The sequence below is a fragment of the Microbacterium sp. Au-Mic1 genome, from assembly GCF_021341785.1.
Lineage (GTDB): Bacteria > Actinomycetota > Actinomycetes > Actinomycetales > Microbacteriaceae > Microbacterium.
In genome coordinates this window covers 76,394-102,540 of record NZ_JAJTTF010000016.1, presented here as the reverse complement: position 1 = coordinate 102,540, position 26,147 = coordinate 76,394, and the positions used below count along the sequence as shown (strand labels likewise).

Genomic DNA, 26,147 nt, shown 5'->3' with positions numbered 1-26,147 from the left:
GCTGCGCGGTGCGGGCGAGCGCCCAGCCCGCCGCACCGAAGTGCTTGCGGTAGTAGCGCTCCTGGCTGGCGTGGAAGTGCCGTTCGCGGCGGGCCGGATCCGTGCTGGTCCCGCCGCCCGCGTGCGTCGCGACGGCCTCGGGCACCACGGCATGCCGCCAGCCGAGCAGGTGCGCGCGATAGGCCCAGTCGGTCTCCTCGGCGTACAGGAAGAAGCGCTCGTCGAAGCCGCCGACGTGGTCCAGCGCCTCCGCACGCAGCAGCAGCACGGATCCGATCACGAACCGCGGCCCGCGGATGAGGCGGCCGAGTCCCACCGCCTCCAACCAGGCGCGGCCGGGGGAGGGGAACACCCACTCCGCCCGCGCGGCGACGCCCTGCTCGTCGTGCTGCACCGGCCCCACGCTCGCGAGCGTCGGGTCGGCGGCGAGGCCGTGCCGCAGGGCGCGGATGCCCTCTGGCGCGATCACCGCGTCGGGGTTCAGCAGCAGCACGTCCGCGGCGGGAAGCAGTCGGTCGCGGAGGGCCCGGTTCACCCCGGCCCCGAAGCCCAGATTCGCGCCCGGGTCGAGATACCGCACGCCGAGCGCCGCGCACAGGGAAGCGATCTCCGGCATCGAGGAGTTGTCGACCACGGTGACGGACAGGTGCCGCACCGGCTCCAGCGCGCGCCGCAGCAGGTCGGGCGCGCCGTAGGCGACGACGACGATCTCGGGGTCGTCGGAGGTCTCCTCATTCGCGGATCGTCCCGGGGCCAGGGCGGCGTCGTACATCCGCTGGTACTGCTCCGCGACCGCGGGCCAGGAGCATTCGGCGGCGCGCACCAGCCCTGCCGCGACGAGCTCCTCGCGGCGGGGCCCCGCAGCCTGCTGCACCGCGTCCGCGAGGGCGTGCGCGTCGCCCCGGGAGACGACGATCCCGGCGCCGCCGACGACGTCGGGAAGGGCGCCGGCATCGCTCGACACCACGGGCACGCCCGCGGCCATCGCCTCCACCGCGACGCGGCCGAACTGCTCGGTCCAGCGGGGCGTGGGCAGCGAGGGCACGGCGAGCACGTCGATCGACGCGTAGAACCCGGCGATCTCCTCGGGATCCACTCCGCCGAGGAAGTCCACCCGGTCTGCGACTCCGCGCCTGGCCGCCTCCTGAAGGAGCGCGGTGGCCAGGGGGCCGGTTCCCGCGATCCGGGCGTGCAGCGCCGGGGCGTCGACGAGCGCGTCGAGCAGCAGCAGCACGCCCTTCTCCGGCACGAGCCTGCCGAGCAGGCCGACGACGACGCGATCGGCGGATCCGGGTTCTCGCGCTGCGACGGATCCGGGCACCGTGCCGGATCGGGAGTCGCTCGGGGAGGCCGACGGTGTGAGCGGCGGCGCCGGATCGACGCCGAGGGGGATCACCCGCGCGCGCCCGGGGAACCCCTTGAGCTCGGTGATCGCGGCCGCCTCGGCGTTGCAGGCGGAGATCCCTCCGGCACGGCGCAGCGACAGGCGCTCGAACCAGCCGAACGGGAAGGGGTACCGCTTGTGCAGGTTCTGCGCGGTGTACAGCGTGTACGGGGCGCGCTGACGGCGCAGCGCCCGCATCACGAGCGTCTCCGCGGTACTGAGCGCGAACGGCTCCTCATGGATGTCGATGAGATCCCAGCGCTCGCCGAGAGCACGCCAGAGCGGCCGCGGGTCGTAGACCAAGAGAGCCGGGTGCGTGCCCCACGTGCCCACGCCGACGACGTCCTCGTCGGGATCGGCATCGAGCGCGACCGGAACACCGCCGGCGTCGCCGCGATTCGCGGTCAGCAGACGCACCTCGAGCCCGCGCTCCTGCAGTGCCCGCTCGCGCCCCCGCCACGCGCGCACGTTCGCGCTGTGGGAGATCCGCAGCACCCGCATGGCACCCCCTGTATCGTGGTCAGTTAACGATAGCCCGCGAGCATCGGCGCCTGCGGGGCCGCGACGTCCGGCATCGCGGCGCGGGCGCCGCGTTCAGGAGGGGAGAGATCCGCTGTCCGTTCCCGAGGGCCCGATGACATCCGCACCGAGGGTCGCCCACCTGGCGCACACGACGGTGGCGGGAGGCGCCGAACTCGGACTCGCGCGCATGCTGCGTGCGGATCCGCCCTGGACGGCGAGTCTGCTGCTTCCCCCGGAGCCGGCGGAGGACGGTGTCTTCGCGGATCTCCCCGGGTCGATCCCGATCCATCGGATCGGCGTCGCACAGCCGTACGGCGCCAGTGGCGCATCGTCGGTCGGCGCGGTCGCGATGGGGGCGCGGCTCCTGGCCCAGGCGGTGGCGACGCGAACGCACCGGGCCTTCCGCCAGGCGGATCTGGTGGTCGCGAACAGCACCCGTGCCGCGGCGTACGGCGCGCTCGCCGCGACCGGTTCGCGCACGCCGTTCCTCGTCTACCTGCACGACATCATGGACCGGGAGACGCTGGGCGGCTTCGGGCTGCGGATGATGACGAAGGTCGTGCTCCCGCGTGCCGATGGCGTCATCGCGAACTCGCAGGCCACGCTCGCGAGCGCCGAACCCCACCTGCGCCGAAACGCGGTGCGAGAGGTGATGGCCGGGGCATCCGGCCTGACCGGACGCCCCCGCGGCACCCGGGCTCCGGGACCGCTGCGCGTGGGCATGCTCGCGCGCATCGACCCGTGGAAGGGACAGCTGCTGCTGCTGGACGCCTTCGCACGTGCGTTCCCCGACGGCGACGAGATCCTCGAGTTCGCCGGGGGTGCGCCGTTCGGGCACGCGGACTACGCCGACGAGCTGCGCGGTCGCGCCGAGGCGCTGGGACTGGCCGGCCGGGTGCGCCTGCTCGGTCACGTCGACGACGTCGCGTCGCTACTGCGACGGTGGGACGTGGGCGTGCAGGCGTCGATGCGCGCGGAGCCGCTCGGATTCAACGTGCTGGAGTATCTCGACGCGGGCCTGGCCACGGTGGTCGCGGCGGAGGGCGGACCCGCCGAGTGGGTGCACGACGGCGTCAACGGGCTCTCGTTCGCCCCCCGCGACCCCGAGGCGCTCGCCGCGGCGCTGCGCCGACTCGGCGCCGATGGCGCGCTGCGTGCGCGCCTGAGCGAGGCCGCGCCGAGGACGCCCGGGCTCGCCACCGACCATGCGGTCGCCGAGTCGCATGCGGAGGCATACCGTCGCGTGCTCGCGCACCGCCGCTGAGACCCGCAGGCCGCGGGCTTCGTGACCGCCGGATCCGCCGCGGGACCTCGGACCCGAGCCGCGACCGCCGGATCCGCCACGGGACCTCGCACCCCGAGCCGCCGCCGACGATGCGCCTCGGGCTCGCATGTGCGGAGAGCGGTGCGGTCCGGCCTCGGGCCCAACGAGCGCCGCAGGTCCCCAGTCCTGACGCTCCACCACGTCCGGACCGCACCGGGTCGGAGTACTGAAGACGGGGAGGTTCTCAGCATCCTCACCACTAAGGAGTCATCCCTGCGGAGGAAGTGACGCCGGGGACGCCCGGTGCAGTCCCAGGGCGCCGGCGCCGCTACCGGCGCTCACACCTCATCGCAAGAAATCTCACAACAGATCATCAGATTCGCGTCACCTCGACGCCTCGCGCGACTCCTTGCTTGTGAAGATGCAACAGCCCCCTTGCCCGGGAGTGGGAACGACGTGCTCGATACGTAGGAGCGCGGCACCCGATCTCCGGGCACCTTCCCCAAGGGAGAGAACCCAGTGAAGATGCTCGACCTGCGCACGAAGCGCGCCGCGATCGGACTCCTGCTGCCCGCAGCAGCGGTCGCCCTCGGCGCCCTCGCCGTGCCCGCCGCGGCGTTCGCCGCACCCCCGGCTCCCGCGGCTCCGGCCGCGCCGAGCCTCGTGTTCGAGGAGACGTTCGAGAACAACGTCGGATCCGCGGTCACTTCGCTGACCGACTATGTCGGCGCGAGCGGTGCGACCTACACGGCGGATCCGTTCTGGCTCGACGCCGCCGCCTGCAACGGCCTGGTCGTTCAGCACGACGGCAGTGTTCCGTTCACCGGCGCCGGCGCGGCCTGCAGCAACCCGCCCTCGCAAGCCCGGCTGTCCGAGCTTGCTCAGGTGCTCGGAGACGGATCCGGCACCAACCACGTCGTCGCTGCGTATACCGACGCGAACGGACCTGCCGGGGCGAACCTGCTGAGCAAGTCCGCTGACAGCGGCATCGTCCTGAAGAAGGACCACTACTACGCGGCGAGCATCGACATCGCCGAGGTGAACTGCGCGATCGCTTCGGCCCACTCCACGATCCAGTTCGGGCTGCAGCTGCCGTCCGGCGAGGTCGTCTTCGCCGGTGCGCCGTCGGTCGCCTGCGATACCGGGCACTCCGTCGACGTCGGCGGTCGCGAGGTGCGCACCGGCACGTTCCGCAGCTCCGCCTTCCAGGCCGACGCCGCCGGTGCTGCCGAGCTGGTGGTCCGCAACCTGCAGACCAGCGGAGGCGGCAACGACTTCGCGTACGACAACATCCGCTTCTACGACGTGACCCCGACGCTCTCGAAGTCGTTCTCGCAGGACACGGTCGAGGCCGGACAGCCCGTCACGCTGAACCTCACCGTGACGAACACGAGCGAACTCGGCGCCAAGAGCGGCTGGTCCTTCACCGACAACCTTCCCGCCGGGATCGTCGTCGCCCCCACTCCGAACATCGCGAACGACTGCGGCGCCGAGGTGAACGCCGAGGACGGGGCGGTCGAGGTCTCGGGCGGAAAGCTCGCGCAGGGCGCGACCTCGTGCACGATCTCCGTCGATGTCGTCATCGGAGAGGGCGGTTCCTACACCAACGTCATCGAGGGCGCGTCGGGCCTGATCGGCGCCCCCACCGCCACGGTCCGGGCGCTCGTCCCGGCGTTCGAGCTGACGAAGTCCGTGAGCCCGTCCGTCGTCACGAAGGCCGGCGAGCACGTGACCTACACCTTCGTCGTGGCCAACACGGGTGAGCTGCCGCTGCACGACATCGCCATCGCGGACCCGGGGCCGGTGGGCGGCACGGGCACGATGGGTGCGATCGACTGCCCTGAGGTCGAGGCGCTCGACGTGGACGAGACCCTCACCTGCACCGCCGACTACGTCACGGCCGCGGGTGACATCACCGGAACCCCGTTGAAGAACGTGGCCTCCGCGACCGCACTGTCGCCCGCGGGCACCGAGCTCGGTGCCTCCGCCGCGGCGAGCATCGACACCAAGGTCATCCCGCCGGTCACCGAGACGCCGCAGCCGACCGCCTCGCCCGTGCCGGCCAAGGGTGCCCTCGCCACCACCGGTGGCGACGTCCCGGTCGGTCTCGGCGTCGCCGCTGTCGCGCTGGTGGCCATCGGGCTGACGCTGACGCTGCTGCGCCGCGCTCGCGCGTAACGCACGCACCCAACCCATGACACCCGGGGCCGCTCAGGCGCCCCGGGTGTCATGCTGTCACCGACCCCCGGGAAGTGATGCGGAGCGCTGGATCCACGCGTCCTCATGCCGATCCGTGCGGCTCTCCATCACCAATCAGGGCGACAGGTCTCCTTCTATGCAGAGGGCGAACACGCTGTGAGCCCGAGATCTGGGGAGGAGCTCCGCATGGCCGAGGTGCAGAACACGACGGTGAAGATGGCGCTGGACCGGCTGGCCGCGCTCGACGAGGTCGGATTCCTCGATGCGTTCGCGGCGAGCGGCTTCGTGGACGACTGGGGGACGATCTACCGGGGGCGGCAGGAGATCGACACCTGGAGCAGCAGAGAACTGATCGGCGCCCAGGGCGTGCTCACGGTCACGCACGTGGAAGAGGGGACGCCGGCGCAGGATCCCGGATCCGGTCAGGCTCTGGTGGTCGTCACGGGCGACTGGCGGTCCTCGTTCGCGAACGGCCCGAGCCGATTCGAGTTCCTGGTGGTGGACGGGCTGATCTCGTCGATGACGATCCGGGCCGCATGAGCGCACGGGCTTCGGGCCGCGGAGACCGGCGGGGGTCCCTGTCACGATTCGGGCTGGTGCCCATGCGTCCGCGCGCCGTGGGCGAGGCGGACCGGGGCGTCAGCAACCTCGAGCTGCTGTTCGACCTCGTCTTCGCCGCCGCGGTCGGGATCTCGTCCGGCGCGATGCATCAGCTCGCGGTCGAGGGCGACCTCCTCGGCGGCGTGGGCGCGTACCTCATGGTGTTCTTCGCCATCTGGTGGGCGTGGATGAACGTGACCTGGTTCGGCACCAGCTTCGACACCGACGACTGGCTCTACCGCGTCCTGGTGATCGTGCAGATGGGCGGCGCCATCACGATCGCCGCGGGCTCGCGGACCGGCATCCTGGAGGGCGACTTCACGTGGGTCGTCTACGGCTACGTCGTGCTGCGGCTGTGCTCGGTCGCGCAGTGGATCCGGGTCGCGTACGCCAGCCCCGCATACCGGGTGACCGCGCTCCGCTATGCGGTCGCGATCACCGTGGTGCAGGTGCTCTGGGTCCTGCGTCAGCCGCTGCTGCCGACGTCACTGCAGCTGCCGAGCTTCCTCGTCATGGTGGCACTGGAACTGCTCGTGCCGGTGTTCGCCGAACGCGCCCGTTCGACGCCGTGGCACCCCCATCACATCGCGGAGCGGTTCGGGGCGTTCACCCTGATCCTGCTCGGGGAGTCCGTCGTCGGCTCCACCGCCGCCATGCTCGTCGCGATCGAGCACCACGGTGCGCTCACCTACATCGGCGTCGCAGCGACCGCCCTTGCCGTGCTCGCCGGGATGTGGTGGTGCTACTTCGCGCTGCCTCGCGACGAACTGGTCGGCGGCCTGCGGGCCACCATGGGGTTCGGCTACGGCCACTTCGTCGTCTTCGCCGCCGCGGGGGCGTTCTCCGTCGGCATCGAGAATGTGCTCGCCGTTCTCGAAGAGGGGCACGGGGCGCCGAGCGTCGCGCTCGCCGCGACGCTCACCGTGCCGGTCGCCGCCTACTTCGCCGCGACGTGGGTGCTGATCCTGCGTCGCACCCTGCCGGCGCGGGCGTCGGCGCTCGTGCTCGTGCTCATCGGACTGATGCTGGCGAGCACGTTCACGCCGTGGTTCTGGCTGGTCACGGCGGTGCTCGTCGTCGGCATCACCTTCGTCGTCGAGACGGTGCGGGTGCAGCGACGGGAGGATCCAGCGGACGCGTGATCAGGCGTGCTCGTCGGATGCCGGGCGCGTGATCAGGGAACGACGAACTGGAAGGTCATGTCGTCCGGGTTCGGACCCATCGGGTCGTACACCGAGGTCGGGTCGTAGACGTCGAGATTGTGCTCCCAGATGGGGCCCCAGTAGCCGTCGCCATCGATGTAGCGCATGGTGAACCAGTACCAGCCGTACGAGTTCACCAGCAGGCGCCGCTTCGCGTAGCCGTTGGCGTCGAGCGCCACGAATCCGGTGTGGCCCTCCATCGTGCTGACGTAGATGGTGCCGTTCGCGGGCCCTTGGAACTCAACGATGAGTCCCGTCGTCCTGGCCTCATCGGCGGTCAGGTCCTCGAACCCCGTGATGTCCTCGAATCCGCGCACCTGGATGGGGAGCACGGTGAACGTGCCCTGAGTGGCGGGCGATGACGTCGTGCCGGTGTAGGCCCAGGTCTGGTACCTGTAGTCGCCCGCAGTCAGCTCCAGCCCCCGGGTGTCGAACGTCCACGACCCGTCCGCCGCGACGGTGGGCGTGAACCGCCGGGTGTCGAGCTGAACGGCCACATTGGCACCCGGCGCCGTCTTGCCGGCGATGATCGGGGAGATGTAGCCGGAGGTGCTGGACGGAGTGGTGACGCCGGGGGACGGCACAGGGGTGCCGGTCGTCGGCGTGGGTGTTGCGGTCGGTGTCGGCGTCGGGCCGGGTGTCGCGGTCGGGTCTGCGGGTGTACCCGGCTCGGAGGTGGGCGCAGGGTCGGGGACGTTGCTCGCGGGAGAGGGCCGCGGCTGATACTCCAGGGTGTACCGGTCGGAGATGCCCTGATCCGCCGGATCGACCTGACCTGGCGCTGCGACCGGCGTGGACGGTCCGGGTGGCTGCGCCGAGTCGCCGACGGCGGGAATGAGGGGCGGCGGGATGCTCGGCGACGCCTGCACCAGCACCTGCGTCGGCGCCGGCTCCGGCACGGCTGCGGCGGGCCCCACCGTGAACAGGGAGGTGATGACGAGGCTGCCGGCCGTGACAGCGGCGACCCCTCCGCCGATCAGCCAGGTGACGGCTCCCGCGCCCACGGCGACCGCGATCGCGGTGGCGGTCGTGGCCGACGAGAGCGTCGCCGTGGCGGTGCCGATGCCGGCGGTGCCCAGCAGGACGGCGAGCGTGCTGCCGCCCATGCGGGAGGCAGCGCCGCGGGTGTCGTGCAGCAGCGCCCGGCACGGAGTGCAGTCGGCGATGTGGAGATTCACCTCGGTCGAGACCGCGACGTTGGCGGGCTCGGTCAGATACTGCGGGAAGAGTCGTGCGACGTGCGATTCGTCGTCGCGAAGTGCGGGGGGCACCTGGAGGGTCAGCCATTGGAACTTCAGACCGGTCCTGGCTCTGCGCTGCAGGGCGGACACCGCGTTGGGCTTGATCTGCAGTTCGCGGGCGATCTCGGGGCGCCCCGCCTCCGCCACCTCCGCGAGCCACAGGACCCGCTGCCACCGCTCGGGCAGAGCCTGGAGCGCGGTGAGGACGTCGCCGGCGTCGCTGTCGGTCTCGGCGATGCTGAGCGCATCGCGCTCGTCGACCACGTCGAGCTCGTCGGTGAGGATGAGCTGATCCGACTCCTTGGACCAGCGGATCGCGGTGTTGCGCATCACGGTCTTCAGATACGACCGGAAGGCGAACTGCGGTCCCGCATCGGTCAGCGTCACCTGCTGGTAGATCGCCAGGAACGACTCCGAGACCAGATCGTCCGCGCGCGCGGACGTGAGCCGCTGCGCGTAGCGCTGCGCGGCGGGGGAGTGGCGTTCCCAGAGCGCCGCATAGGCGCGCTTGTCTCCGTCGCGGAGCGCGCGCAGGAGTTCTGCATCGGTGCGTACGTCCACCGCGACTCCTCCCAAAGGAACCTGGCTCGACCGGCGCCGGTCCCGCAACGCCGATAGCTGTTCTGCGCTTCGGGTGAACGCAGGATCTGGTCAGGCTATCGGATCGATCCGCGAGAGTGCACGGAAAATGCGAGAGCCGCCGGGCCCGGGAGCTGCGCTCCCAGGACCGGCGGCGGATCCGATTCCTGTGTCGATCAGGCCGGGACGACCAGGATCTGGCACTGGGCGTGGCTGCCGCCGGTCGGGCTGCCGCACACCGTCGTCGCCTCCGCGGTGATCAGGCCCGTGGTGCCGGACTGCGTGCCGCGCTGCCCGGCGTTGATCTGATCGATGAGATACCAGTACGCGGCCTCCGAGTTCGGCGTCTGGAAGTTCCAGCTCGCGTCGAAGTCCAGGTCGGTGTAGCGCCAGATGGCGTACTGGGTCGCCTCGATCGCATCGTTCGCGCTGAGCGGCGCAGTGAAGGGGCGCGCCGGGTTGGCTGCGGCGGACGCCGCCTGGACCGTCGCCGAGAACGCGCTCAGGGTGATCCCCGGGTAGCTGTTCTGGATGATCCACAGCACCTTGCTGTAGATGTCTGCGCTGCCGGTGAGATAGTTGCTGCCCAGGAAAGTGCTCAGGCCCCCGGCCGTCGCCGCCATGTTCGACTTCGCCGAGACGTTGTGCTCCACGCAGTACGAGTAGTAGTCCGGGGTGCCGGGGTTGCTCGGGTCCGCCGGCGTGCTGTTGTACACCCCGTGGATCCCGGTTCCGCCGTATCCCTGCTGGAGGCCGCTCATCCACATCCCGGAGACCATGACCTGGATGCTCGACGTGGCGCCGTTCGGAGCGACCTGACCGAGCACGGTGTAGGTGCCGGGGGTCGAGCTCGTGACGATGTGGTTCGTGAGGTCGACCACACCGTTCGCATCCGAGGTGAAGGTCTTCGGCCCGGTGGTGTTGTCGTCCCAGTGGAAGGACGACTGACCCGCGGGTGCGGCGGGAGGGAGCGTGACGATGATGGCCTGGCCGGCGACGGGCGCGCCGTTGTTCGTGATGGTGAAGCTGATGTTGCCGAGCGGCGTGCAGACGCCCGTCGGCACCGGCTGAGCACTCGGGTTGATCACGACGCCGTTGGACGCGGCGTGTGCCGGCACGGCGACCGCTGCGGCGACGACGGGCAGGGACCATGCCGCCCCTTTGACGATCGTGCGCCGTGAGATGACCTTCTTCGGGCCCTGCTCGTTGTCGAGCTGTTCCATGCTTTGTTACTCCCCAGATTCCGCGGTGGCCGGGTTGCCACCGTCCCCATGAGTGAAGGAGTGCGGGCGGCGGCGAAAGTGACGCGAGCGACGAGAATCCGATTCCGGAGCTCGGAGCCGCCGTCGGTCGGCCCATCCGCTGCAGCCCGAGATCGTGCGGCGGGGGAGGCACCGCTGCTTCGCGCCGATCGCTCCGCGCCCACCAGCGCGCCGCCGTCCGGGGTGCCGTAGGCTGGCGCCGTGTCAGCGGAGATCGTCGAGCGGATCCCGCCGGGGGTGCGATTGGAGATGTCGCGCGCCGGAGTGCAGGTGATCGCCGAGCGCGTCGGCGCACGCCTGCTGCACATCAAGGGGAGCATGACCGACCCCGCACTGCTCGGCCCGCGCTTCGTGGGCACCGACGTCGACGTGCTCGTCGAACCGGCCGGGATCCCCGCGCTGCATCGAGCACTGCTCGCCCAGGGGTGGACGGTGTACAGCACCTTCCGCAACAACTCCTCGTTCGAGCACGCGCAGACCTACTTCCACCCGGACTGGGGGCACCTCGACCTGCACCGGCGCTTCCCCGGCGTCGGGATCGCCGATGACCGGGCGTTCGAGGTGCTCTGGGCCGACCGTGCCGAGGCGAGGGCGGCCGGGCTGCCCTGCGCGGTGCCCTCGATCACGGCGCAGGCGATGCTGCTCACGTTGAACGCGGCACGCGCCGGGGGCATGGGGGACACGGCGGCGCGAGTATGGGACGCGCTCGACGAGCCCGCGCGTCGCGACTGCCTTGCGCTGGTCGAGCGACTGGACGCCGCCGTGGCCTTCGCCGCCGCGCACGGCGAGCTCGAGCGCTACGCCCACCGGCGCGAGTACCTGTTGTGGAAGGTGGCCTCGCAGGGAGGGACGCGCACGCAGGACTGGATGGGGAGGGTGCGCGCCGGCCGCACCCTGCGGGACAGGATCGGGCTGGTGCTGCGGGCGCCGCTCGTGAACACCGAGCGCCTCACGCACAAGCTCGGACGCCGGCCCCGGCCCGCGGAGATCGCACGCGAGTTCCTGGTGCGCACGTCGCAGGGTGCGCGCGAGGTGACCCTCGCTGTCGCGACCCGGTTCCGCGGCGGGGCGGCACCCGGTGAGAGGTCGGCGCCGCGAGCACCCGCCACGGATCCGACGCCGACGGATCGGTCGTCGAACGGGGGCGAGGCGTGAACCGCTATCGGCCGGCGGCCGACGTCGGCGTGATCGACCAGGACGACGCCGTGTACGTGGCCCGGCTTCCGCAGGGGCCCATCGTGGTGCTGGCGGGAACCGCGGCCGTGATCTGGCGCGCCGCGTGTGACGCGGGGGCGGGCACGGTCGCTCATCGCGCCGCCGGCAGCGTCGACCGGGACAGTGCGGCGATCACCGACGCCGTGGACGGGTTCGTCGCCGATCTGGTGGCTCGAGGACTGCTCCGACGAGCGCAGGACGACCCTATTGCTGCACCATCTGAGCGGGATCCCTGAGTATCCGCGTCATAGCGCGCCTTCCTGCCGTCGATCCGAGGTCTGGATCGTATGCTCGTCGCACGGGGATAGCCAGCGGGGATGGTGTCAGATGCCGGATATCGCGCAGAGGATTCGCGATGCCGAAGCGGCGGGCGACCACGCTGCGGTCGTCCACCTGCTCGCCACTCGCCCGGTGGAGGCCTGGTTCACGCTGCCGACCGAAGAGCTCACCGCGATCATCGTGGGGCTCCCCGCTGACGCCGTCCGTGCGAGCGCGGAGGTGGCGCTCGTCGCCCGCATGCTCGCTCCGGAGGGTGCCGAGGCGCTCACCGAGGATCGGGCGCTGTCGCGCTCACCGCATCTGCCCGCGCATCTGCGGCGCTGGCTGGTCGTGACCGATGCGTGGCACGCCCGGCTGCACGGCGATGTCGCCCGCGCCTATGAGGTGCTGATCCGGCTGCCCGAGATCGAAGCCGCGGTCCCCTCGGTGCTGGATCCGACCAACGGCATCCGCAGTCTGTTCCTCACCCAGGCGGCCGTCACCGCGCTGCTGCTCGGACGGTTCCGCGAGGCGCTCTCGCTGTACGGGCGGACGCTGTGCGTGCCGACGCCTGCGGCGCTGCGGTTCTATCTGCGCGAGGCGCACCTGCGTTCGGCGCTCATCCACGTCCTGTACGGAGATCCGGCGGCGGCGCGCGCGCATCTGGCCGAGGCACGCAGCACGCCCCGCACCCAGAGCTGGATGGAGTCGCAGCTCGACCCGGAGCAGGTTCTCGTCGAGGCGCTCATCTCCGAGCAGGATCCGGTCGGGGCCTTCACCCGGATCCTGCAGCTGACGTACGGATCCATGGGAGAGCTGTGGCCGCTGTATCTTCTCGGGCTGCAACGCCAAGGGGTGCTCGCCGGGCGCCGTCTCGAGGCCAGGGAGCGCATCGAGGCGCTCGTCGCCGCCGGCATGGGCACCAACGGCACCGCCCTCAACTCTTCCGTCCCGCACGTGGCGCTCGCGTTCGAGGCGCTGCTCAACGGGAACGTGCCCGGCGCCAAGAATCAGATGAAGGCCGTGGAGGATCGCAGCTGGCCCGCCGTCATCGTGGGATGCATGATCGGCATCGCCAGCGGCGCACCCAAGGCGGCGATCCGTGAGCTCAATGCCGCCCGCCCGATGACCGAGGGGCTGCGGCAGGCCGAACGGCAGCGCAGTCTCGTCCTCGGGCTCGCGCACTACCTCAGCGGCGACTCCGCGGCGGCGAGGGCCGCCGTGGACCAGCTCGAAGAGCTCAACCGTCGATCGGGGCCGCATGAGATCGCGGTGATGCGAATACTCGCTCCGAGTCTGCTGGAGCTGGTCGCCGAGCGGATCCCCGAACTGCTGCCGGAGGTGAAGACCCGCGGCGACAGGGGCGTCCTCGACACGCCGTCCCTCACGGAGAGCGAGCTCGCCGTGCTGGTCCGGCTGGCCCAGGGCGAGACCAGGGACCAGATCGCGAAGGCGCTGTTCCGCTCGCCCAACACGGTGAAGAGCCATCAGGCCTCGCTCTACCGCAAGCTCGGCGTGTCCGCCGCGGCGGACGCGGTGCGCCTCGCGACGGAGGCCGGGTACCTCTGAGCCGCGGGATCCGCATCGCGCGCTTCGGGTGACGCGGAGGGTGAATTCTTCTGGATCAGGGCAAGCTCCCAGATTTCGTGCGTTGAATGAATCGTCGGCGGCGACCCGAAGTCGTCGGCATCGATTTCATCGCGCGTGCACCGGTCACCCGGCGGGCCGCGGTGGATCCCCTGGGGAGGGGAAGCTGTTGAGGGGAAGTCTGCGTTGCTGATGAAGATGAACTGGGACGATCGTCGCGCCGACGAACTGGGGCCCGAGGACGCCGAACCGGCGCGAACGAACGACGAGTCGGATCCGGATGCCGGTCGAGAGCAGTCCGAAGAAGGGCAGTCCGACGAGGAGCAGCCCGATGAGGAGCTGCCTCCGCGCAGAGTGCGGCTCGGTGCCGCATGGCGCCTGCCCGTGATCCTCGCCGCGGCGGCGGAGATGGACGAAGAGGGTCTCGACGCGCAGGAGGACGCTCGATAGGGGACGCCCGAACCGCTCGGCCCGCATCGTCGGATCGGACCTCCGCTCCGACGATGCGATAGCGTGCCGTCGGAGGAGAAGACGCGATGCCTGTGACTCGGTCCGAACGGCTGATCGTTCCCGACGTGCTGCGTGGCGTCGCGATCGTGGCCATGCTGATCGCGCACGCCAACCCGCTCCTGCCTCAGCTCCCGCTCGCGGTGCGGTTCGTGATCGGCAACGTCAACGACGTCGCGTCGCCGTTGTTCGCGTTGGTGATGGGTATGTCGGCGCAGCTGATCTGGAACGGATCCCGACGGGTCGGTGCGACCCTGCTGCAGCAGGCGATCCGCGGCATCGTGCTCATCGCGCTGGGATTGTGGATGCTGACGTGGGGATCCTGGGTGGTGATCGTGCTGCCCCAGCTCGGGCTGCTGCTCATCGTCGGGGTGCCGATGCTGCTGCTCCGTTCGCGCGCGCTCGTCGTCGTGCTTGCGGTGATCGTCGCGGTCGGCGCACCGCTGAACGAGTTCGCACGGGAGCAGGTCGCCCAGATCCTGACGCAGAACGTCCTGGTGCAGTGGCTGGCCGACTGGACGGTGCTCGGGCACTCCTATCGGCTCACGAACCTGCTGCCGTTCTTCCTGCTCGGCGCCCTGCTGCTGCGCGGTGGGCTGCGCCGCGACCGCACGATGTGGATCATGCTCGCGGTCGCGCCGCTCGCATACGTCGTTCTCCCTGTGCTCGAGAAGGGGCTGCATCTGACGGGCTTCGTCTCAGGGACGTATCCGGACACGCTTCATGATGTCGGGCTCGTCTTCGTGACGTACGCGATCGTCGTGATCCTGGCGACGCTTCCGGCTCGGCAGCCCGTCGTCGAGGCGATCTTCGCCCCCCTGCGCGTCTGGGGCGGGCTCGCGCTCAGCCTGTATCTGCTGCATGTGTGGATCGTGTCGCTGTGGGCGCGGGGGATCGGGGGCTACCCCGCGCAGAACGTGCCGATCGGCTGGGTGACGATTGTCGTCCTCCCTCTCGTCGTCGCGTGGTTGTGGGGACGCTTCGTCGGGACAGGTCCGGTCGAGTGGATCATGGGCGCCGTCTCGGGCCGGCCCAAGCCGCTGCTCGCGGGTCGGCGCGCGCAGGCTACAGCCCCGACCACCGGCCTACCGGCCAGAGGATGACGGCGGCCCTGCCGACGATGTCCTCGGAGCGGGCCCATCGCCAGCAGCCCGCATCCGGAGCGGTGCGGCCACGGCAACGGATCGCGCCGTCGGACGAGTTCGAGCGGTGGTCTCCCATCACGAGGTAGGAGTCCTTCGGCACGGTCACCTCGGGAAGACAGCGCGTCGATGCCGGGGTCGTCGTGCAGTCGAGCGAACCTGCCTGGAACGGGAAGTCCTGGAAGACGTAGGGCTCGTCCAGCGGCTTGCCGTCGACGATGAGCCGCCCGTCGGCGGTGCAGCACTTCACGGTCTGCCCGGGGCCGGCGATCACGCGCTTGATGAGCGTGTGCGGGCCCGAGGGTCCGAACCCCGTCACCTCGCCGATCCAGCTCAGCGCGGCCTTGATCGGATTCCCGGGTGCACGGACGCCGCCGTCCCAGGCCTCGTCGGCGTCGAACACGACGATGTCGCCCGTGTGCGGTGTCGCCCCGCCGAGGTAGGCGAGCCGGTTCACCAGTACGCGATCGCCGACCTGGAGGGTCTCCTCCATGGATCCGGACGGGACCCAGTAGGGCTTCGCGACGAACGACAGGATGAGCCCGAAGACGACGAACGCCGCGCACAGCTGGAACAGGAAGCTGCCGGTGATCCGTCGCCAGAGCGGACGCCGCGTCACGTGCGCAGCTTCGGGCGCGGGCGCCGCGGTGTCGGATGCCATGCGTCCATCATGCCCGGCGTGCGACGCCGCATCCGGAGCGCAGAGGCCGGCCGGCTTCCGTTTCGTCGCTCCGACGACGCCTTTGCACGTTCTCGCGACGTCAACCTGCGAGAACCCTGAGGGAGTCGACAGTCTCGAAGTGCGGTCACGAAGCAGTGCACGAGAAGGCGCAGATGCCTCGGTCCGCTCCGAATCTACTCGTCACTCCTGGGGGGACGCATGTCCGAGATCGAGACCACCAAGCAGGTCGGCCGTCGCACTGTTCTGAAGGGCGCCGCCTGGTCCGTGCCGGTCGTGGCGGCTGCCGCTGCGATGCCGCTCGCTGCGGCCAGCAACAACCCGCAGTGTCCGACGTGCATGACGGCCGGGATCGTCCAGGTGCTGGGCCTTCCGATCATCGGAGCGTGGACCTCCCAGGCCGTCGTCCTCAACAACAAGGCGGCGATCCTTCTCGTGCCGGCCTTCGGGATCGACACCTCCCACTGCGGCACCACCGGATTCCTCTCGGCGTACACCTACACCTTCAGGAGTGCGGCGCTGACGATGAGCGCCGGAAACAACGTGCCCCAGACGACGTACACGCAGACTCTGACGAACCTGGTCGGTGCAGGCACGCTGGGTCTGGTGAACGTCCTGACGGCGATTCCCGCGTTCCTGAACGTGTCGATGCCGAACAAGCTGATCAGCCTCGGCGACTACTCGCCGGCGCCGACCCATCTGCAGATCTGCATGGACGTCTTCCTCACGATCGACCTCGGCGCGGGCTCGCCGGGAGGCACCGTCACGTGCTCCCTGTGCTTCGACTGGGATCTCCACGGAGTCGGCACCGGAACCGTCGTCCTCGGGGCGGGAACAGTCAATTTCACGGGCACGGCGACCCCGGCCTGACAGCTTTGATGATGGGCCATCCGCGTCGCGCGGGTGGCCCATCACCATGTCGCGCCTGGGAATGCGCTTCCGGTAGCATCGAAAGGCCGTTGATTTATCGCCCTCGCCGGGTGAGCGGAGCGAGGGGGAACAGTCCGTATGGATCTGCGTGAGTATCTTCGGGTCTTCCGCGCGCACTGGCTCGGGATGGTCCTCATCACGCTCCTCGGGGTTGCCGTCGCCTTCGGATGGACCCTGCTGCAGCCCAAGGTCTACACGGCCGACGCCTCCGCCATCGTGCAGGCGAACACTGCCGGCGACTCGGGCGACAGCAGCCTCAGCTCCGCCATGCTCGGCAATTCCCTCACCTCCGGTCGCGTGAAGACCTACGTGGCGCTCGGTGCGTCGCGCGCGGTCGCGGACGGCGTGATCAAGGATCTGAGCCTCGACACGAGCGCCGATCAGCTCGTGAAGCAGGTCACCGTCACCAACACCGTCGACACGACCACGCTCAAGGTCAGCGCGAACGCGGCCACCCCCGAGAAGGCCCGTGACATCGCCGAGGCCTGGGTGCGCTCGATGGGCGCGGAGGTCAACAGGCTCGAGACCGCCGACCCCGCCAAGAAGGGCGCCGTCTTCCTCAGCCCGATCGACTCCGCGCGTCTGCCGGATTCGCCCTCGTCGCCGAACACCAAGCTCGCGCTCGCCCTCGGCGGCCTGATCGGCCTCGCCCTGGCCGTCGGCTACGGTCTGCTGCGGTACACCCTCGATCGCCGCGTCCGCTCGGTCGAGCAGGTCGAGCGCGAGACCGGGAAGCCCGTCGTCGGCACGATCCCCGAAGAGAAGACGTTCACGGCCGACAACCGCCTGCTGCCGTTCGACGGTGGCACGAGCAGCGCCAGCGACAACGCGCACCTGTTCGGCATCGGCGAGGCCATGCGCGAGCTGCGCACCAACCTGCAGTACATGGACGTCGACAACCCGCCGCGCATCATCGTGGTCACGAGCCCGCTGCCCGGTGACGGCAAGTCGACGATCTCCTCCAACCTCGCGGTCACCCTGGCCTCCAGCGGACAGCCGGTCGTCCTCATCGACGGCGACCTGCGCCGGCCCATGATCGACACCGTCTTCGGCCTGCCCAAGGGGGCAGGCATCTCCGATGTGCTCGCCGGCCGCGCCACGATCGCCGAAGTCGCGCAGCGCTTCGGCAACGGCCAGCTGCTCGTCGTCGCGGCGGGCAAGGTGCCGCCGAACCCGAGCGAGGTGCTCGGATCCGCCCGTATGCGCGAACTGCTGAAGTCGATCGCCCGCGAGGCCATCGTCATCATCGACGCGCCCCCGCTCATCCCCGTCACCGATGCCGCCGTGCTCGCGCACAGCGCTGACGGCGCGGTCATCGTCGGCACGGTCGGCAAGACCACCTACGAGGTGCTCGGCAAGGCGATCGGCAACCTCGAGCGCGCCGGCGCCCGCACGCTCGGCCTCGTGCTGAACCGCGTGCCGCGCCGCGGCAGCGGTGCGGCGTACTACGGCTACCAGTACCACGGCGAGTACTACCGCAACGACGACCAGGAGCTGCCGGCCGGCGCTGTGCGCGGAGACAAGCCCCGTCGCCGGGGGGACGCGGAGGCGGCGTGACCGTGTCGGCGGCGAGCGCGCAGGACGGCGCCGCTCGCACCCCGCTCGACGTCAGCGCCCTCGGTGCCCGCATCAGGGTGACCTTCGCGGACGACCTGGACGACGCGACGGTCGACGCGATCCGCGCCTCGTGGCAGGGTGCGCGGCTGCCGTTCGACGAGACGATCGAGCCGGATGACACGGTGCCCGTCTCGGCCACGCTCGATCCCGACCAGCTCGCCGAGACGCTGACCGTCAGCGTGACGCTCGCCGCCCTGGGCCGGCGCAGTGGCGAGATGCTCATGTTCCACGCCTGCGGCGTCGCGGATCCGGCCGGTCGTGTCGCGGCCTTCGTCGGTCCCTCCGGTCGCGGCAAGACCACGCTCAGCCGGGCGTTGGGCGCCGAGCACGGCTACGTCTCGGACGAGACGATCGCGCTGAGCACCGACCTCTCCGTCGAGCCCTACCGCAAGCCGCTGTCCGTGGTGCGGCAAGGGCGCCCCAAGGAGCAGCTCTCACCGGACGCCGCGGGCCTCAAGCCCGTGCCGGACGCGCCCCTCGTCCTCACGGCGCTCGTGCTGATCACACGGGATGCGGAGCACCCGTCGCCGAGCATCGAGCAGGTGTCGTTCCCCGACGCGATCGCCGAGCTGGCTCCGCAGATGAGCTACCTCGCCGAGTTGCCGCGCCCGCTGCAGACCGTCGCCGCGCTGTGCGACCGCATCGGCGGCGTCGTGCGGCTGACCTACCCCGATGCGTCCACCGTGCCGCCGATCGTGCCGCAGCTGCTCGACCACACCCGGGTGCACGAGGAGTGGGAGCCGGCTGCCGTGGACGGGGAGAACCCCGAGTACGACCTGTCCGCGGTGTCCGACGCCATCCGCTGCGGCGACCGTGTGGTCGTGCTCGCTCAGCGCTGGGTGCACGTGCTCGACGGCATCGCCCCGACCATCTGGGACTCGCTGCGTGCGGGGCGAGGTCTCGACCGGATCGTCGAGGACGTCATCGCCGAGTTCGGCCGGCCGGACAAGGGGGATCCGCGGGAGCTGGTCCTCGCCGCCATCGACCAGCTGGTCGACTCCGGAGTGCTGAGCCGCAAGGCCTGAGTCAGCCTCAGCGGGACGGTCGGATCATCGTCGGTGACGGCATGCCCTCGGCGCGCAGGGCGCGGCGCAGCTGCAGCGCGCTGGAGAATCCCGAGTGCGCCGCGATCTCCTCGATCGTGAGCACGGTGTAGTCCGAGTTGCGCAGCAGCGACTCCGCGAACTCCACGCGCATCCGGCGCAGGGCGTCCCCCGGCGTGGTGCCGACCTTGGCGAAGGCCCGCTGCAGGTGCCGCAGCGACACATGCAGTTCGGCCGCGAGCTCCGCGATCGTGAACTGCGGATCCTCCCGGTGCAGCAGCATCGCCGAGCGCGCCCGGTCCGTGAGCGGAGGCTGTCCGCGCTCGGGCAGATCCGAGGAGTACAGCTCCAGCAGCGTGCCGAACACCATCTCGGCGAGCAGCCGCTCGATCGCGTACCGCGAGATCGACGTGGTGTCCTCCGCATTGCGTGCGATCGCCAGAGTGAACGCGCGGAACGCCAGGACCATCGGCGTCGGCTGCAGCACGAGCGGTCGCAGGGGGGCATCGTGCACGAAGTCCCGCAAGGTTTCGACGGGCACCCACACCGCGACGACGTCGTTCGAGGCGTTCCACTCGATCGTCTCGTCCGCCTGCGGAGGAACGAAGCGGCCGACCGGCAGCGCGGATCCATCGGGTCCCTCGCCGCTCGGGAAGAGCACGACGGCGTGCGGATCCGCCGGCTCGACGGCCGACCACGTCCAGTGCAGGCGCTGCGGGCGATGCACGGTGACATAGATCGAGCGGAAGGTGCGCGTGCTGATCAATCCCGCGTGGTGCGAGGTGAGGCCCAGGTGCGACTCGAGCAGGCGGGGAGAAGATGACACAGGGGAGAGGTGCCCTTTCGAACGTGAAAGTGCCGACATAGTACCGCCCCCAGTAGACCAGTATGACGGGTCGGCACATTCGGCGTCGAACCGGCGCGGCCCGAGTCGGTCGGCGGGGGCAGCGGTCAGCCGTGACCCGAGTTCGAATCGCCCGGAGGCTCCCGCGCCCGCAGGATCCGCCGGCCGGCCTCGTCCGCGCCTACGCCAGCGCCGCCCGGATGACGCGCTCCACCTCGGCGAGGGCGGGCGTCAGCTGCGCGGCCGACTCCTCGTACACCTCGGTCGAGCGCCGGTAAGGGTCGATCACGTCCTCGTCCTTCGGCGCGGATCCGCCCCGGCGATCGGAGATCGTCTCGACGACCGCGACCAGTCTTCGACGCGGATCCGATCCGGCACGATCGGCGATGGTTCGCACCTGTGCATCGGTGACTCCCTGTGCGAGACGGGCGAACTCGCGCACCGGGAAGACACGGTGCAGGCGGCGGGGCAGCATCTGCACCGCGTAGTCGCGCTGCTCCGAGGTCATCGTGAGCACCAGATCGGCGTCGTCGAGCAGCGGTTCGGTGAGCAGCCTGGCGCGATGCGCGGCGGTGACGCCGGCGTCGACGCCGCGATCGTGCGCGAGCTTCTGGGCGGGGTCGGTCATCGCGTGCCCGACCATGCCGTGCGTGCCGGCGCTGTGCACGCGCAGATCGAGCTCGGCGAGCCGGGTGCGCAGCAGCGACTCGGCGAGCGGCGAGCGGCAGATGTTCCCCGTGCAGACGGTGAGGACGGTGGGCCGCGGCGACGACTCCTCGGCCGGGGCGGCGAACATGCCGGCGAGCGATCCGAATGAGACACCGCCCGGGGGGCTCGTGGGATCCTCGGTCGGGGTGGGTTCCGTCGAGGCCGGTACCGCGAGGGATCCTGCGGCGTGCGGTGTCGGAGACTGCCCGGCTCCATCCGCCGCCTGATCGACGTGCGGGCCGGACGCCCCGGCGATGGCGGCGGCCTCGCGGCGCTGTCGCAGCTCTTTTCGGGAGAGCGGCATCGGCGATTCGCCGCGCGGTGTCCCCAGATCACTCGCGTCGTTCATGACACCAGGGTAGGGGATCCGGATCCGTCGGGGACCGGCTTCTCAGGCGTCGCCGTCGCGGGCGCGATCCTCGATGTAGCGCAGCAGCACGCCCTCGCGCAGGGCCCACGGGGAGACCTCGAGCTCGTCGACCTGCATCGCCGTCATCGCGGTGTGCAGCACGACCGCGGCTGCCACGATCTGGAACGTGCGGTCCGGGGTGATACCAGGCAGCTCCTGCCGCGCGGACGCGGGCAGGCGCGCGAGACGTGGGATCCAGGATCCCAGCGCCTGACGCGGCAGCAGCATCCGCTCGGATCCCGACCAGCCCGGTGCCTGATAGCCGACGAGGCGGGCGAGCGACCGGATCGCCTTGGACGAGCCGACCACATGCTCCGGGCGGGGGAGCGTCGAGAACCGGGCCGCGACGGGCGCGAACACGTCGGCCGCGTGCTCGCGGAGGCGCTCCACGGCGTCTTCGCCGGGCGGGTCGTCGGGCAGGAACATCAGCGTGGAGCGTCCGGCACCGAGCGGCACCGAGGCGGCGATGTCGGGGAGCTCCTCGGATCCGGCCGCCATCTCGAAGGATCCGCCGCCGATGTCGAACAGCAGGATCTGCCCGGCCGCCCAGCCGAACCAGCGTCGCACCGCGAGGAATGTCAGCCGTGCCTCGGTCTCGCCGTCGAGCACCTGCAGCGGCTGCCCGAGCGCGGCTTCGACCCGGGCGATCACCTCGACGCCGTTCGCGGCCTCACGGACGGCGCTCGTCGCCGTGGCGAGCAGCGCGTCGACCCGCTGCTGCGCGGCGACCGTCCGAGCCTGAGTCACGGCGGCCTCGAGCGCCTGCACGCCCTCCTCGCTGATCGCTCCGGACGGCGTGAGGAACCGCATAAGCCGCAGGACCGTGCGATCGCTCGTGGTCGCGAGCGGCCGGCCGCCCGGGTGCACGTCGGCGGCGAGCAGGTGGACGGTGTTGGATCCGATGTCGAGCACTCCGAGACGCACGGACGAAGAATACCCGGTGCGTGTGAACCCCTCCTACGAGGGCTCGGGTGGAAAAGGGAAGGGGGCCGGGTGCGAGACCCGGCCCCCTCGGCCGGCGGGAGCCGGCGCAGTGGTTTCGCTCAGCTGGCGCTGCAGAGCACGAGGGTGGCGTTGACGCCACCGCTCTGCTTGGCACCGGCGCCGGCGACGAAGCCGGAGGGCAGCGTGGTGGCGGCCGACAGCTGGAACGCGACGGAGATCGACAGCGTCGTGCGGAAGTCGATCGTGGCGCCCGCGGCGAGCGGGGCGGTCAGGGTGACCTGGCGCGAGGTCGGCGACAGGACGTTGACGGTCGCCGTACCGCCGGTGACCGAGAAGACGCCGATGTTGGCGATTCCCGTGCCGGTGATGTTGATGATGGTGCCCACGGGGAGCGGAGCCGCGCCGGCGGTCAGGGTGAAGCCGGGGCCGAGGACGCCGAGGACGCCACAGGTTCCGTTGAGGGCGAAGTTGCCGACGTTGGTGGCGGTCGAGGCCGCGGCGAGCGGGGTGGCAGCGGCGACGGCGATCACGGGGACGGACCAGGCGGCGCCCTTGACGAGGCTACGGCGGCTGACGCTGCGGGCGGGGGACGAGGTGGTGTCTTCCATGCATAACTCCGGTGTCTTGATGCGGGACTTCACTGAGGAGAGGCCTCCTCAGGCAGCAGGACCGACCCGCGGGGATGGCGGGTGCGGCCGGTTGTTGCTAGCGTCAGACTGGCGGCGCGCAGGACGACGCGGGACGACGCGGTCGCCAAATGATCCACGGTGGTCGTGATCCGATCAGGAGCTTCCCTCTCGGTGGAGACTCCGACGTCACGGACTCCGCCGCAGCACGCCGATACGATGGGATCCGTGAGCCCCGATCCCCTCGCATCGCAGACGCTGCCGTCGCTGTCGCCCTACCGTCGCATCGACCGTGCGGACTGGGCGCGCCTCGCCGCCGACCTCGACCAGCCGCTCAGCGAGACCGAGGTCGTCGAAATCCGCGGCATCGGCGATCGGCTCGATCCCACCGAGGTCAAAGAGGTCTACCTGCCGCTCAGCCGGCTGCTGAGCCTGTACGCCACATCCACCAAGCGACTCGGCGAGGCGACGAACCAGTTCCTCCGCGAGGACGACGACACCACGCCCTTCGTCGTCGGCGTGGCCGGATCCGTCGCGGTCGGCAAGTCGACGATCGCCCGCCTGCTGCGGGAGCTCATGAGCCGCTGGCCCGGCACCCCGCGGGTCGAGCTGGTCACCACGGACGGTTTCCTGTACCCGAACGCGGAGCTCGAGCGCCGCGGCATCATGGACCGCAAGGGCTTCCCGGAGTCGTATGACCGGCGTGCGCTGATCGAGTTCCTCACCAAGGTGAAGAGCGGCGCCGCCGAGGTGCGCGCGCCGTTCTACTCGCACATCCGCTACGACATCGTGCCCGACGCGCATGTCGTGGTGCGTCGTCCCGACGTCGTCATCGTCGAGGGCCTGAACGTGCTGCAGCCGCCGCCCGCTCCGAACGACGTCGCAGTGAGCGACCTGTTCGACTTCTCGATCTACGTCGACGCCGAGCTCGACCACATCGCGCAGTGGTACGTGGACCGCTTCCTCGCCCTGCGGCAGGGCGCGTTCACGAACCCTTCGTCATACTTCAGCGTGTTCGCGCACCTCACCGACGAGGAGGCCGTCACCACGGCCATGGGGTACTGGAACGAGATCAACCTGCCGAACCTCATCGAGAACGTGATGCCGACGAAGCACCGCGCCACCCTCGTGCTGAACAAGGGCGCCTCGCACGCCGTGGAGTCGGTGCTGCTGCGCAAGCTCTGACACGGCCCGGAGCCGTGCCGCGCAGCGACTGGGATACTGACAGCATGGGGACCGCTCTCATCGCCTTTCTTCTCCCGGCGACGGCCATGGCGTCGACGCTCATCCTGGTCGGGGTGCTCGTCGCGAGCGCGATCGCCAAGCTCCGCACGCCCGATGACGCCGCCGGCTGGGAGGCCCTGGGGATCCCCGCGGCTCTGCGCCGGGACTGGCTGATCCGCCTGCACCCGATCGCCGAGCTCGTGCTCGCCGCCGCACTGCTGCTGCTCGGCGGCGTGCTCGGCATCGCCGCGGCGGTCGTGGCCGTGCTGCTGTTCGCGGCCTACCTCGTCATGGTCTGGCGTGCGAAGCGGCAGACGCCGGACGCCTCGTGTGCCTGTTTCGGGGAACGCCGCCGGATCACCGGCCGTACGCTGCTGCGCAACGGCTGGCTGGTGCTGATGGCCGTGGTCTCCGCGGTCACCATCGGCGCCCTGCCGCTGTGGGGCGGCGTCGCGACGCTCGCCGTCGTGCTCTGGCCGTGGACGCTCGCTCTCGCGGCTGTCGCCGTGACGTTCGTGCTGGTCCAGGAGAGCGGATCCGCAGAGGTCGGCGATCGCGCCTCCGCGGGCGCTCCGGCCGCGGGTGGCGAGGACGAACTCGAGGACTACCTGCGCTCGCGCACCCCCGCCGTCCCGGTGCAGCTCGCCGACGGGCAGACGACCACGCTGCGCATGCTGTCCGAGCGTCAGCCGGTGCTGCTGCTGGCGGTCTCGGAGACCTGCGGTTCCTGCACTCCGGTGATCGAGAGCATCGACGAGTACCGCGCACTGCTGCCCGAGGTGTCGGTGCGGTTCCTGCTGCAGAGCGCGCCGGGGGACAGCCGCCTCGCCTCGACGGAGGAGCCGCAGACCCTGCACGACCCGAACCGGTATGTCGGGCCGTCGCTCGCGGACCACTGGTTCACGCCGACCGCCGTCCTGCTCGGCGCCGACGGGCTGCTCGCCGGCGGCCCCGTGGCGGGGCGGTCCTCGATCGACGAGTTCGTGGACGACATCTACGAGAGCCTGCACGGGGAGCGCCCGCCCGCACGCTGAGCGCTCGCAAGGCCCGCGCGAGGGCGCGTGGGCCGCGTGTGCTGGGTCCGCTTCCCGGGCGCCGCGGCGGGCGACGAAGGACCGCCCGGGTCACGGCGACGCACGGGCGGAAGATGTCGCGAATCCGATGCTCACCATGACGCGTTTCATCGCGTATGCTGACCGTCAAGCGGGCTCATGCGGCTGGGGAGCTGCACCCGTGAGGCCTTTTTGGGGAGGTCGTCCATGGGGATCGTCATCGACGCTCGCACCGCCATGCGACTGCTGGGGGAGAGGCACGAGCATCCGCTCGTCGCCCGCCGATATCGCAGTGTTCTGGCGACCCAGCACGCCCTGGAGGCCGCGGCGCCGTGGACCTGGTCCGCGCAGCCGGCCGACGGCGACGAGGTCGCGGTGATGCTGATCGCCGCGGTCCCGCTCACGATCCTCGGCAGCGACGGCGAGACGAAGGAGGCTCCGGCGGGATCGCTGTGCTTCCTGCATCCGCACCGCGACACGAAGGTGGTCGCGGCCGGGTCCGGCACGGCGATGTGCGCCTGGGTGCCGTGGTACGCGGTCGACGAGATCCAGTCGGGGGTGGGCGCACCGAGCGACGTCGTCGCCAGCAGCGTGCTGGGTCGCGGCCTGCAGGCGTTCCTCACCTCGCTGCTCACGCAGCCGTCGGATCCGACCGTCTACACCGACTACCTGGTCGAGCGGCTGATCGTCGAGATGGTGTTCAGCGTGCTCGTCGAGGCCGCCCCGCGCGTCGCCGTCGAGGGACGCAAGGGCTCAGGGATCGATCGGGCGCGCTCGCTCATGCTGGTGCGACGCGGGGAACGCGACTTCGATGTCGCGGCGCTCGCTCGCGACATGCACATGTCGGTGCGGCAGCTGCAGCGGCTGTTCGCGGCGGAGGGCAGCGCCCCTGCGGAGGAGCTGCGCCGGATCCGCGTCGAACTCGCCCGGGAGCTCATGGGCGACGCGGACTACGCGCCGCTCGGCATCGCGGAGATCGCGGAGCACTCCGGCTTCGCGGACGCCGCCGGGCTCCGCCGCGCGTTCTCGCTCGCAGGGCTGCCCTCGCCGCGGATCGTGCGACGCGCGGTCCGGGCCTGACCGCATCGTGCGGTTGACCTGAACGCGC

The 26,147-nt window shown here is 70.7% G+C and carries 23 protein-coding genes; 15 read left to right on the top strand and 8 right to left on the bottom strand.

Annotation, left to right across the window (positions count from 1 at the left end; all coding sequences use genetic code 11):
- A partial coding sequence (locus LXM50_RS17780) for a glycosyltransferase (protein ID WP_233312812.1) occupies positions 1-1,885 on the bottom strand: 1,885 nt, incomplete at its 3' end.
- Between the two features lie 133 nt (positions 1,886-2,018).
- Between LXM50_RS17780 and LXM50_RS17775 the strand changes: the two genes are divergently transcribed.
- The 4 genes from LXM50_RS17775 (at position 2,019) to LXM50_RS17760 (ending at position 7,111) form a co-directional block, all read left to right on the top strand.
- Positions 2,019-3,170, top strand: a complete 1,152-nt coding sequence (locus LXM50_RS17775; protein WP_233312811.1) for a glycosyltransferase family 4 protein — start codon at positions 2,019-2,021, stop codon at positions 3,168-3,170.
- Positions 3,171-3,695: 525 nt separating this feature from the next.
- The gene (locus tag LXM50_RS17770; protein WP_233312817.1) at positions 3,696-5,348 is read left to right on the top strand and encodes a hypothetical protein; all 1,653 of its coding nucleotides are present in this window, start codon (positions 3,696-3,698) and stop codon (positions 5,346-5,348) included.
- Between the two features lie 207 nt (positions 5,349-5,555).
- Entirely contained in the window at positions 5,556-5,909 is a 354-nt protein-coding gene (locus LXM50_RS17765; RefSeq protein WP_233312810.1) for a nuclear transport factor 2 family protein, read from the top strand.
- Positions 5,910-5,971: 62 nt separating this feature from the next.
- Positions 5,972-7,111: a low temperature requirement protein A gene (locus LXM50_RS17760; RefSeq protein WP_233312816.1), complete on the top strand. Its 1,140-nt coding sequence runs from the start codon at positions 5,972-5,974 to the stop codon at positions 7,109-7,111.
- Positions 7,112-7,143: 32 nt separating this feature from the next.
- On the opposite strand, the gene LXM50_RS17755 is transcribed toward LXM50_RS17760, so the two are convergent.
- Positions 7,144-8,973, bottom strand: a complete 1,830-nt coding sequence (locus LXM50_RS17755; protein ID WP_233312809.1) for an RNA polymerase sigma factor — start codon at positions 8,971-8,973, stop codon at positions 7,144-7,146.
- A gap of 194 nt (positions 8,974-9,167) precedes the next feature.
- A complete protein-coding gene (locus tag LXM50_RS17750; protein ID WP_233312808.1) occupies positions 9,168-10,214 on the bottom strand; it encodes a Cys-Gln thioester bond-forming surface protein in 1,047 nt (348 codons plus the stop codon).
- A 240-nt stretch (positions 10,215-10,454) separates the two neighbouring features.
- Here LXM50_RS17750 and LXM50_RS17745 point away from each other — a divergent pair, with 240 nt between their 5' ends.
- From LXM50_RS17745 to LXM50_RS17725, 5 genes are all read left to right on the top strand, one after another.
- Positions 10,455-11,408 carry a nucleotidyltransferase family protein gene (locus LXM50_RS17745; RefSeq protein ID WP_233312807.1) on the top strand — a complete coding sequence of 318 codons (954 nt, stop codon included), beginning with the start codon at positions 10,455-10,457 and terminating at the stop codon, positions 11,406-11,408.
- Entirely contained in the window at positions 11,405-11,704 is a 300-nt protein-coding gene (locus LXM50_RS17740) for a hypothetical protein (protein WP_233312806.1), read from the top strand. Before LXM50_RS17745 ends, LXM50_RS17740 begins: the two co-directional genes overlap by 4 nt.
- A gap of 91 nt (positions 11,705-11,795) precedes the next feature.
- The gene (locus tag LXM50_RS17735) at positions 11,796-13,295 is read left to right on the top strand and encodes a LuxR C-terminal-related transcriptional regulator (RefSeq protein ID WP_233312805.1); all 1,500 of its coding nucleotides are present in this window, start codon (positions 11,796-11,798) and stop codon (positions 13,293-13,295) included.
- Between the two features lie 210 nt (positions 13,296-13,505).
- Positions 13,506-13,763: a hypothetical protein gene (locus LXM50_RS17730; RefSeq protein ID WP_233312804.1), complete on the top strand. Its 258-nt coding sequence runs from the start codon at positions 13,506-13,508 to the stop codon at positions 13,761-13,763.
- Between the two features lie 86 nt (positions 13,764-13,849).
- Positions 13,850-14,923 carry a DUF418 domain-containing protein gene (locus LXM50_RS17725; RefSeq protein WP_233312803.1) on the top strand — a complete coding sequence of 358 codons (1,074 nt, stop codon included), beginning with the start codon at positions 13,850-13,852 and terminating at the stop codon, positions 14,921-14,923.
- On the opposite strand, the gene lepB is transcribed toward LXM50_RS17725, so the two are convergent.
- The gene (lepB, locus tag LXM50_RS17720; RefSeq protein WP_233312802.1) at positions 14,886-15,623 is read right to left on the bottom strand and encodes a signal peptidase I; all 738 of its coding nucleotides are present in this window, start codon (positions 15,621-15,623) and stop codon (positions 14,886-14,888) included. The two genes, LXM50_RS17725 and lepB, sit on opposite strands and share 38 nt — an antisense overlap.
- A gap of 219 nt (positions 15,624-15,842) precedes the next feature.
- On the opposite strand from lepB, the gene LXM50_RS17715 reads away from it, so the two are divergent.
- The 3 genes from LXM50_RS17715 to LXM50_RS17705 all read left to right on the top strand — a co-directional run bounded on the left by LXM50_RS17715 (position 15,843) and on the right by LXM50_RS17705 (position 19,213).
- A complete protein-coding gene (locus LXM50_RS17715; RefSeq protein ID WP_233312801.1) occupies positions 15,843-16,511 on the top strand; it encodes a hypothetical protein in 669 nt (222 codons plus the stop codon).
- Between the two features lie 138 nt (positions 16,512-16,649).
- On the top strand, positions 16,650-18,128 hold the full coding sequence (locus tag LXM50_RS17710; protein ID WP_233312800.1) for a polysaccharide biosynthesis tyrosine autokinase: 1,479 nt from the start codon (positions 16,650-16,652) through the stop codon (positions 18,126-18,128).
- Positions 18,125-19,213, top strand: coding sequence for a hypothetical protein (locus LXM50_RS17705; RefSeq protein WP_233312799.1), 1,089 nt, complete (start codon positions 18,125-18,127; stop codon positions 19,211-19,213). The genes LXM50_RS17710 and LXM50_RS17705 overlap by 4 nt, the downstream gene beginning before the upstream one ends.
- Positions 19,214-19,220: 7 nt before the next feature.
- Here the strand turns inward: LXM50_RS17705 and LXM50_RS18795 are convergent, their stop codons facing one another.
- The 4 genes from LXM50_RS18795 to LXM50_RS17685 all read right to left on the bottom strand — a co-directional run bounded on the left by LXM50_RS18795 (position 19,221) and on the right by LXM50_RS17685 (position 22,745).
- Positions 19,221-20,057 (bottom strand): AraC family transcriptional regulator, encoded by an 837-nt coding sequence (locus LXM50_RS18795; protein ID WP_233312798.1) that lies wholly within the window; start codon positions 20,055-20,057, stop codon positions 19,221-19,223.
- A 199-nt stretch (positions 20,058-20,256) separates the two neighbouring features.
- Positions 20,257-21,132: a hypothetical protein gene (locus LXM50_RS17695; protein ID WP_308192542.1), complete on the bottom strand. Its 876-nt coding sequence runs from the start codon at positions 21,130-21,132 to the stop codon at positions 20,257-20,259.
- A gap of 42 nt (positions 21,133-21,174) precedes the next feature.
- On the bottom strand, positions 21,175-22,116 hold the full coding sequence (locus LXM50_RS17690; protein WP_233312797.1) for a Ppx/GppA phosphatase family protein: 942 nt from the start codon (positions 22,114-22,116) through the stop codon (positions 21,175-21,177).
- 119 nt (positions 22,117-22,235) lie between these two features.
- A complete protein-coding gene (locus tag LXM50_RS17685) occupies positions 22,236-22,745 on the bottom strand; it encodes a hypothetical protein (RefSeq protein ID WP_233312796.1) in 510 nt (169 codons plus the stop codon).
- 237 nt (positions 22,746-22,982) lie between these two features.
- On the opposite strand from LXM50_RS17685, the gene coaA reads away from it, so the two are divergent.
- From coaA to LXM50_RS17670, 3 genes are all read left to right on the top strand, one after another.
- Positions 22,983-23,948 carry a type I pantothenate kinase gene (gene coaA / locus LXM50_RS17680; protein ID WP_233312795.1) on the top strand — a complete coding sequence of 322 codons (966 nt, stop codon included), beginning with the start codon at positions 22,983-22,985 and terminating at the stop codon, positions 23,946-23,948.
- A gap of 44 nt (positions 23,949-23,992) precedes the next feature.
- Positions 23,993-25,021 carry a MauE/DoxX family redox-associated membrane protein gene (locus tag LXM50_RS17675; protein WP_233312794.1) on the top strand — a complete coding sequence of 343 codons (1,029 nt, stop codon included), beginning with the start codon at positions 23,993-23,995 and terminating at the stop codon, positions 25,019-25,021.
- A 225-nt stretch (positions 25,022-25,246) separates the two neighbouring features.
- Positions 25,247-26,119 carry a helix-turn-helix domain-containing protein gene (locus LXM50_RS17670; RefSeq protein WP_233312793.1) on the top strand — a complete coding sequence of 291 codons (873 nt, stop codon included), beginning with the start codon at positions 25,247-25,249 and terminating at the stop codon, positions 26,117-26,119.
- The last annotated feature ends 28 nt before the right edge of the window (positions 26,120-26,147 follow it).

What these genes read in the sequence shown, in the direction of transcription:
- LXM50_RS17775 (WP_233312811.1), top strand. Translation starts at nt 2,019, where the DNA reads ATGACATCCGCACCGAGGGTCGCCCACCTGGCGCACACGACGGTGGCG.
- LXM50_RS17770 (WP_233312817.1), top strand. Translation starts at nt 3,696, where the DNA reads ATGCTCGACCTGCGCACGAAGCGCGCCGCGATCGGACTCCTGCTGCCC.
- LXM50_RS17695 (WP_308192542.1), bottom strand. Translation starts at nt 21,132, where the DNA reads ATGAACGACGCGAGTGATCTGGGGACACCGCGCGGCGAATCGCCGATG.
- LXM50_RS17750 (WP_233312808.1), bottom strand. Translation starts at nt 10,214, where the DNA reads ATGGAACAGCTCGACAACGAGCAGGGCCCGAAGAAGGTCATCTCACGG.
- LXM50_RS17710 (WP_233312800.1), top strand. Translation starts at nt 16,650, where the DNA reads ATGGATCTGCGTGAGTATCTTCGGGTCTTCCGCGCGCACTGGCTCGGG.
- LXM50_RS17730 (WP_233312804.1), top strand. Translation starts at nt 13,506, where the DNA reads ATGAAGATGAACTGGGACGATCGTCGCGCCGACGAACTGGGGCCCGAG.
- LXM50_RS17675 (WP_233312794.1), top strand. Translation starts at nt 23,993, where the DNA reads ATGGGGACCGCTCTCATCGCCTTTCTTCTCCCGGCGACGGCCATGGCG.
- LXM50_RS17715 (WP_233312801.1), top strand. Translation starts at nt 15,843, where the DNA reads ATGTCCGAGATCGAGACCACCAAGCAGGTCGGCCGTCGCACTGTTCTG.
- LXM50_RS17670 (WP_233312793.1), top strand. Translation starts at nt 25,247, where the DNA reads ATGGGGATCGTCATCGACGCTCGCACCGCCATGCGACTGCTGGGGGAG.
- LXM50_RS17735 (WP_233312805.1), top strand. Translation starts at nt 11,796, where the DNA reads ATGCCGGATATCGCGCAGAGGATTCGCGATGCCGAAGCGGCGGGCGAC.
- LXM50_RS17765 (WP_233312810.1), top strand. Translation starts at nt 5,556, where the DNA reads ATGGCCGAGGTGCAGAACACGACGGTGAAGATGGCGCTGGACCGGCTG.
- LXM50_RS17685 (WP_233312796.1), bottom strand. Translation starts at nt 22,745, where the DNA reads ATGGAAGACACCACCTCGTCCCCCGCCCGCAGCGTCAGCCGCCGTAGC.
- coaA (WP_233312795.1), top strand. Translation starts at nt 22,983, where the DNA reads ATGGGATCCGTGAGCCCCGATCCCCTCGCATCGCAGACGCTGCCGTCG.
- LXM50_RS17760 (WP_233312816.1), top strand. Translation starts at nt 5,972, where the DNA reads ATGCGTCCGCGCGCCGTGGGCGAGGCGGACCGGGGCGTCAGCAACCTC.
- lepB (WP_233312802.1), bottom strand. Translation starts at nt 15,623, where the DNA reads ATGGCATCCGACACCGCGGCGCCCGCGCCCGAAGCTGCGCACGTGACG.
- LXM50_RS17725 (WP_233312803.1), top strand. Translation starts at nt 13,850, where the DNA reads ATGCCTGTGACTCGGTCCGAACGGCTGATCGTTCCCGACGTGCTGCGT.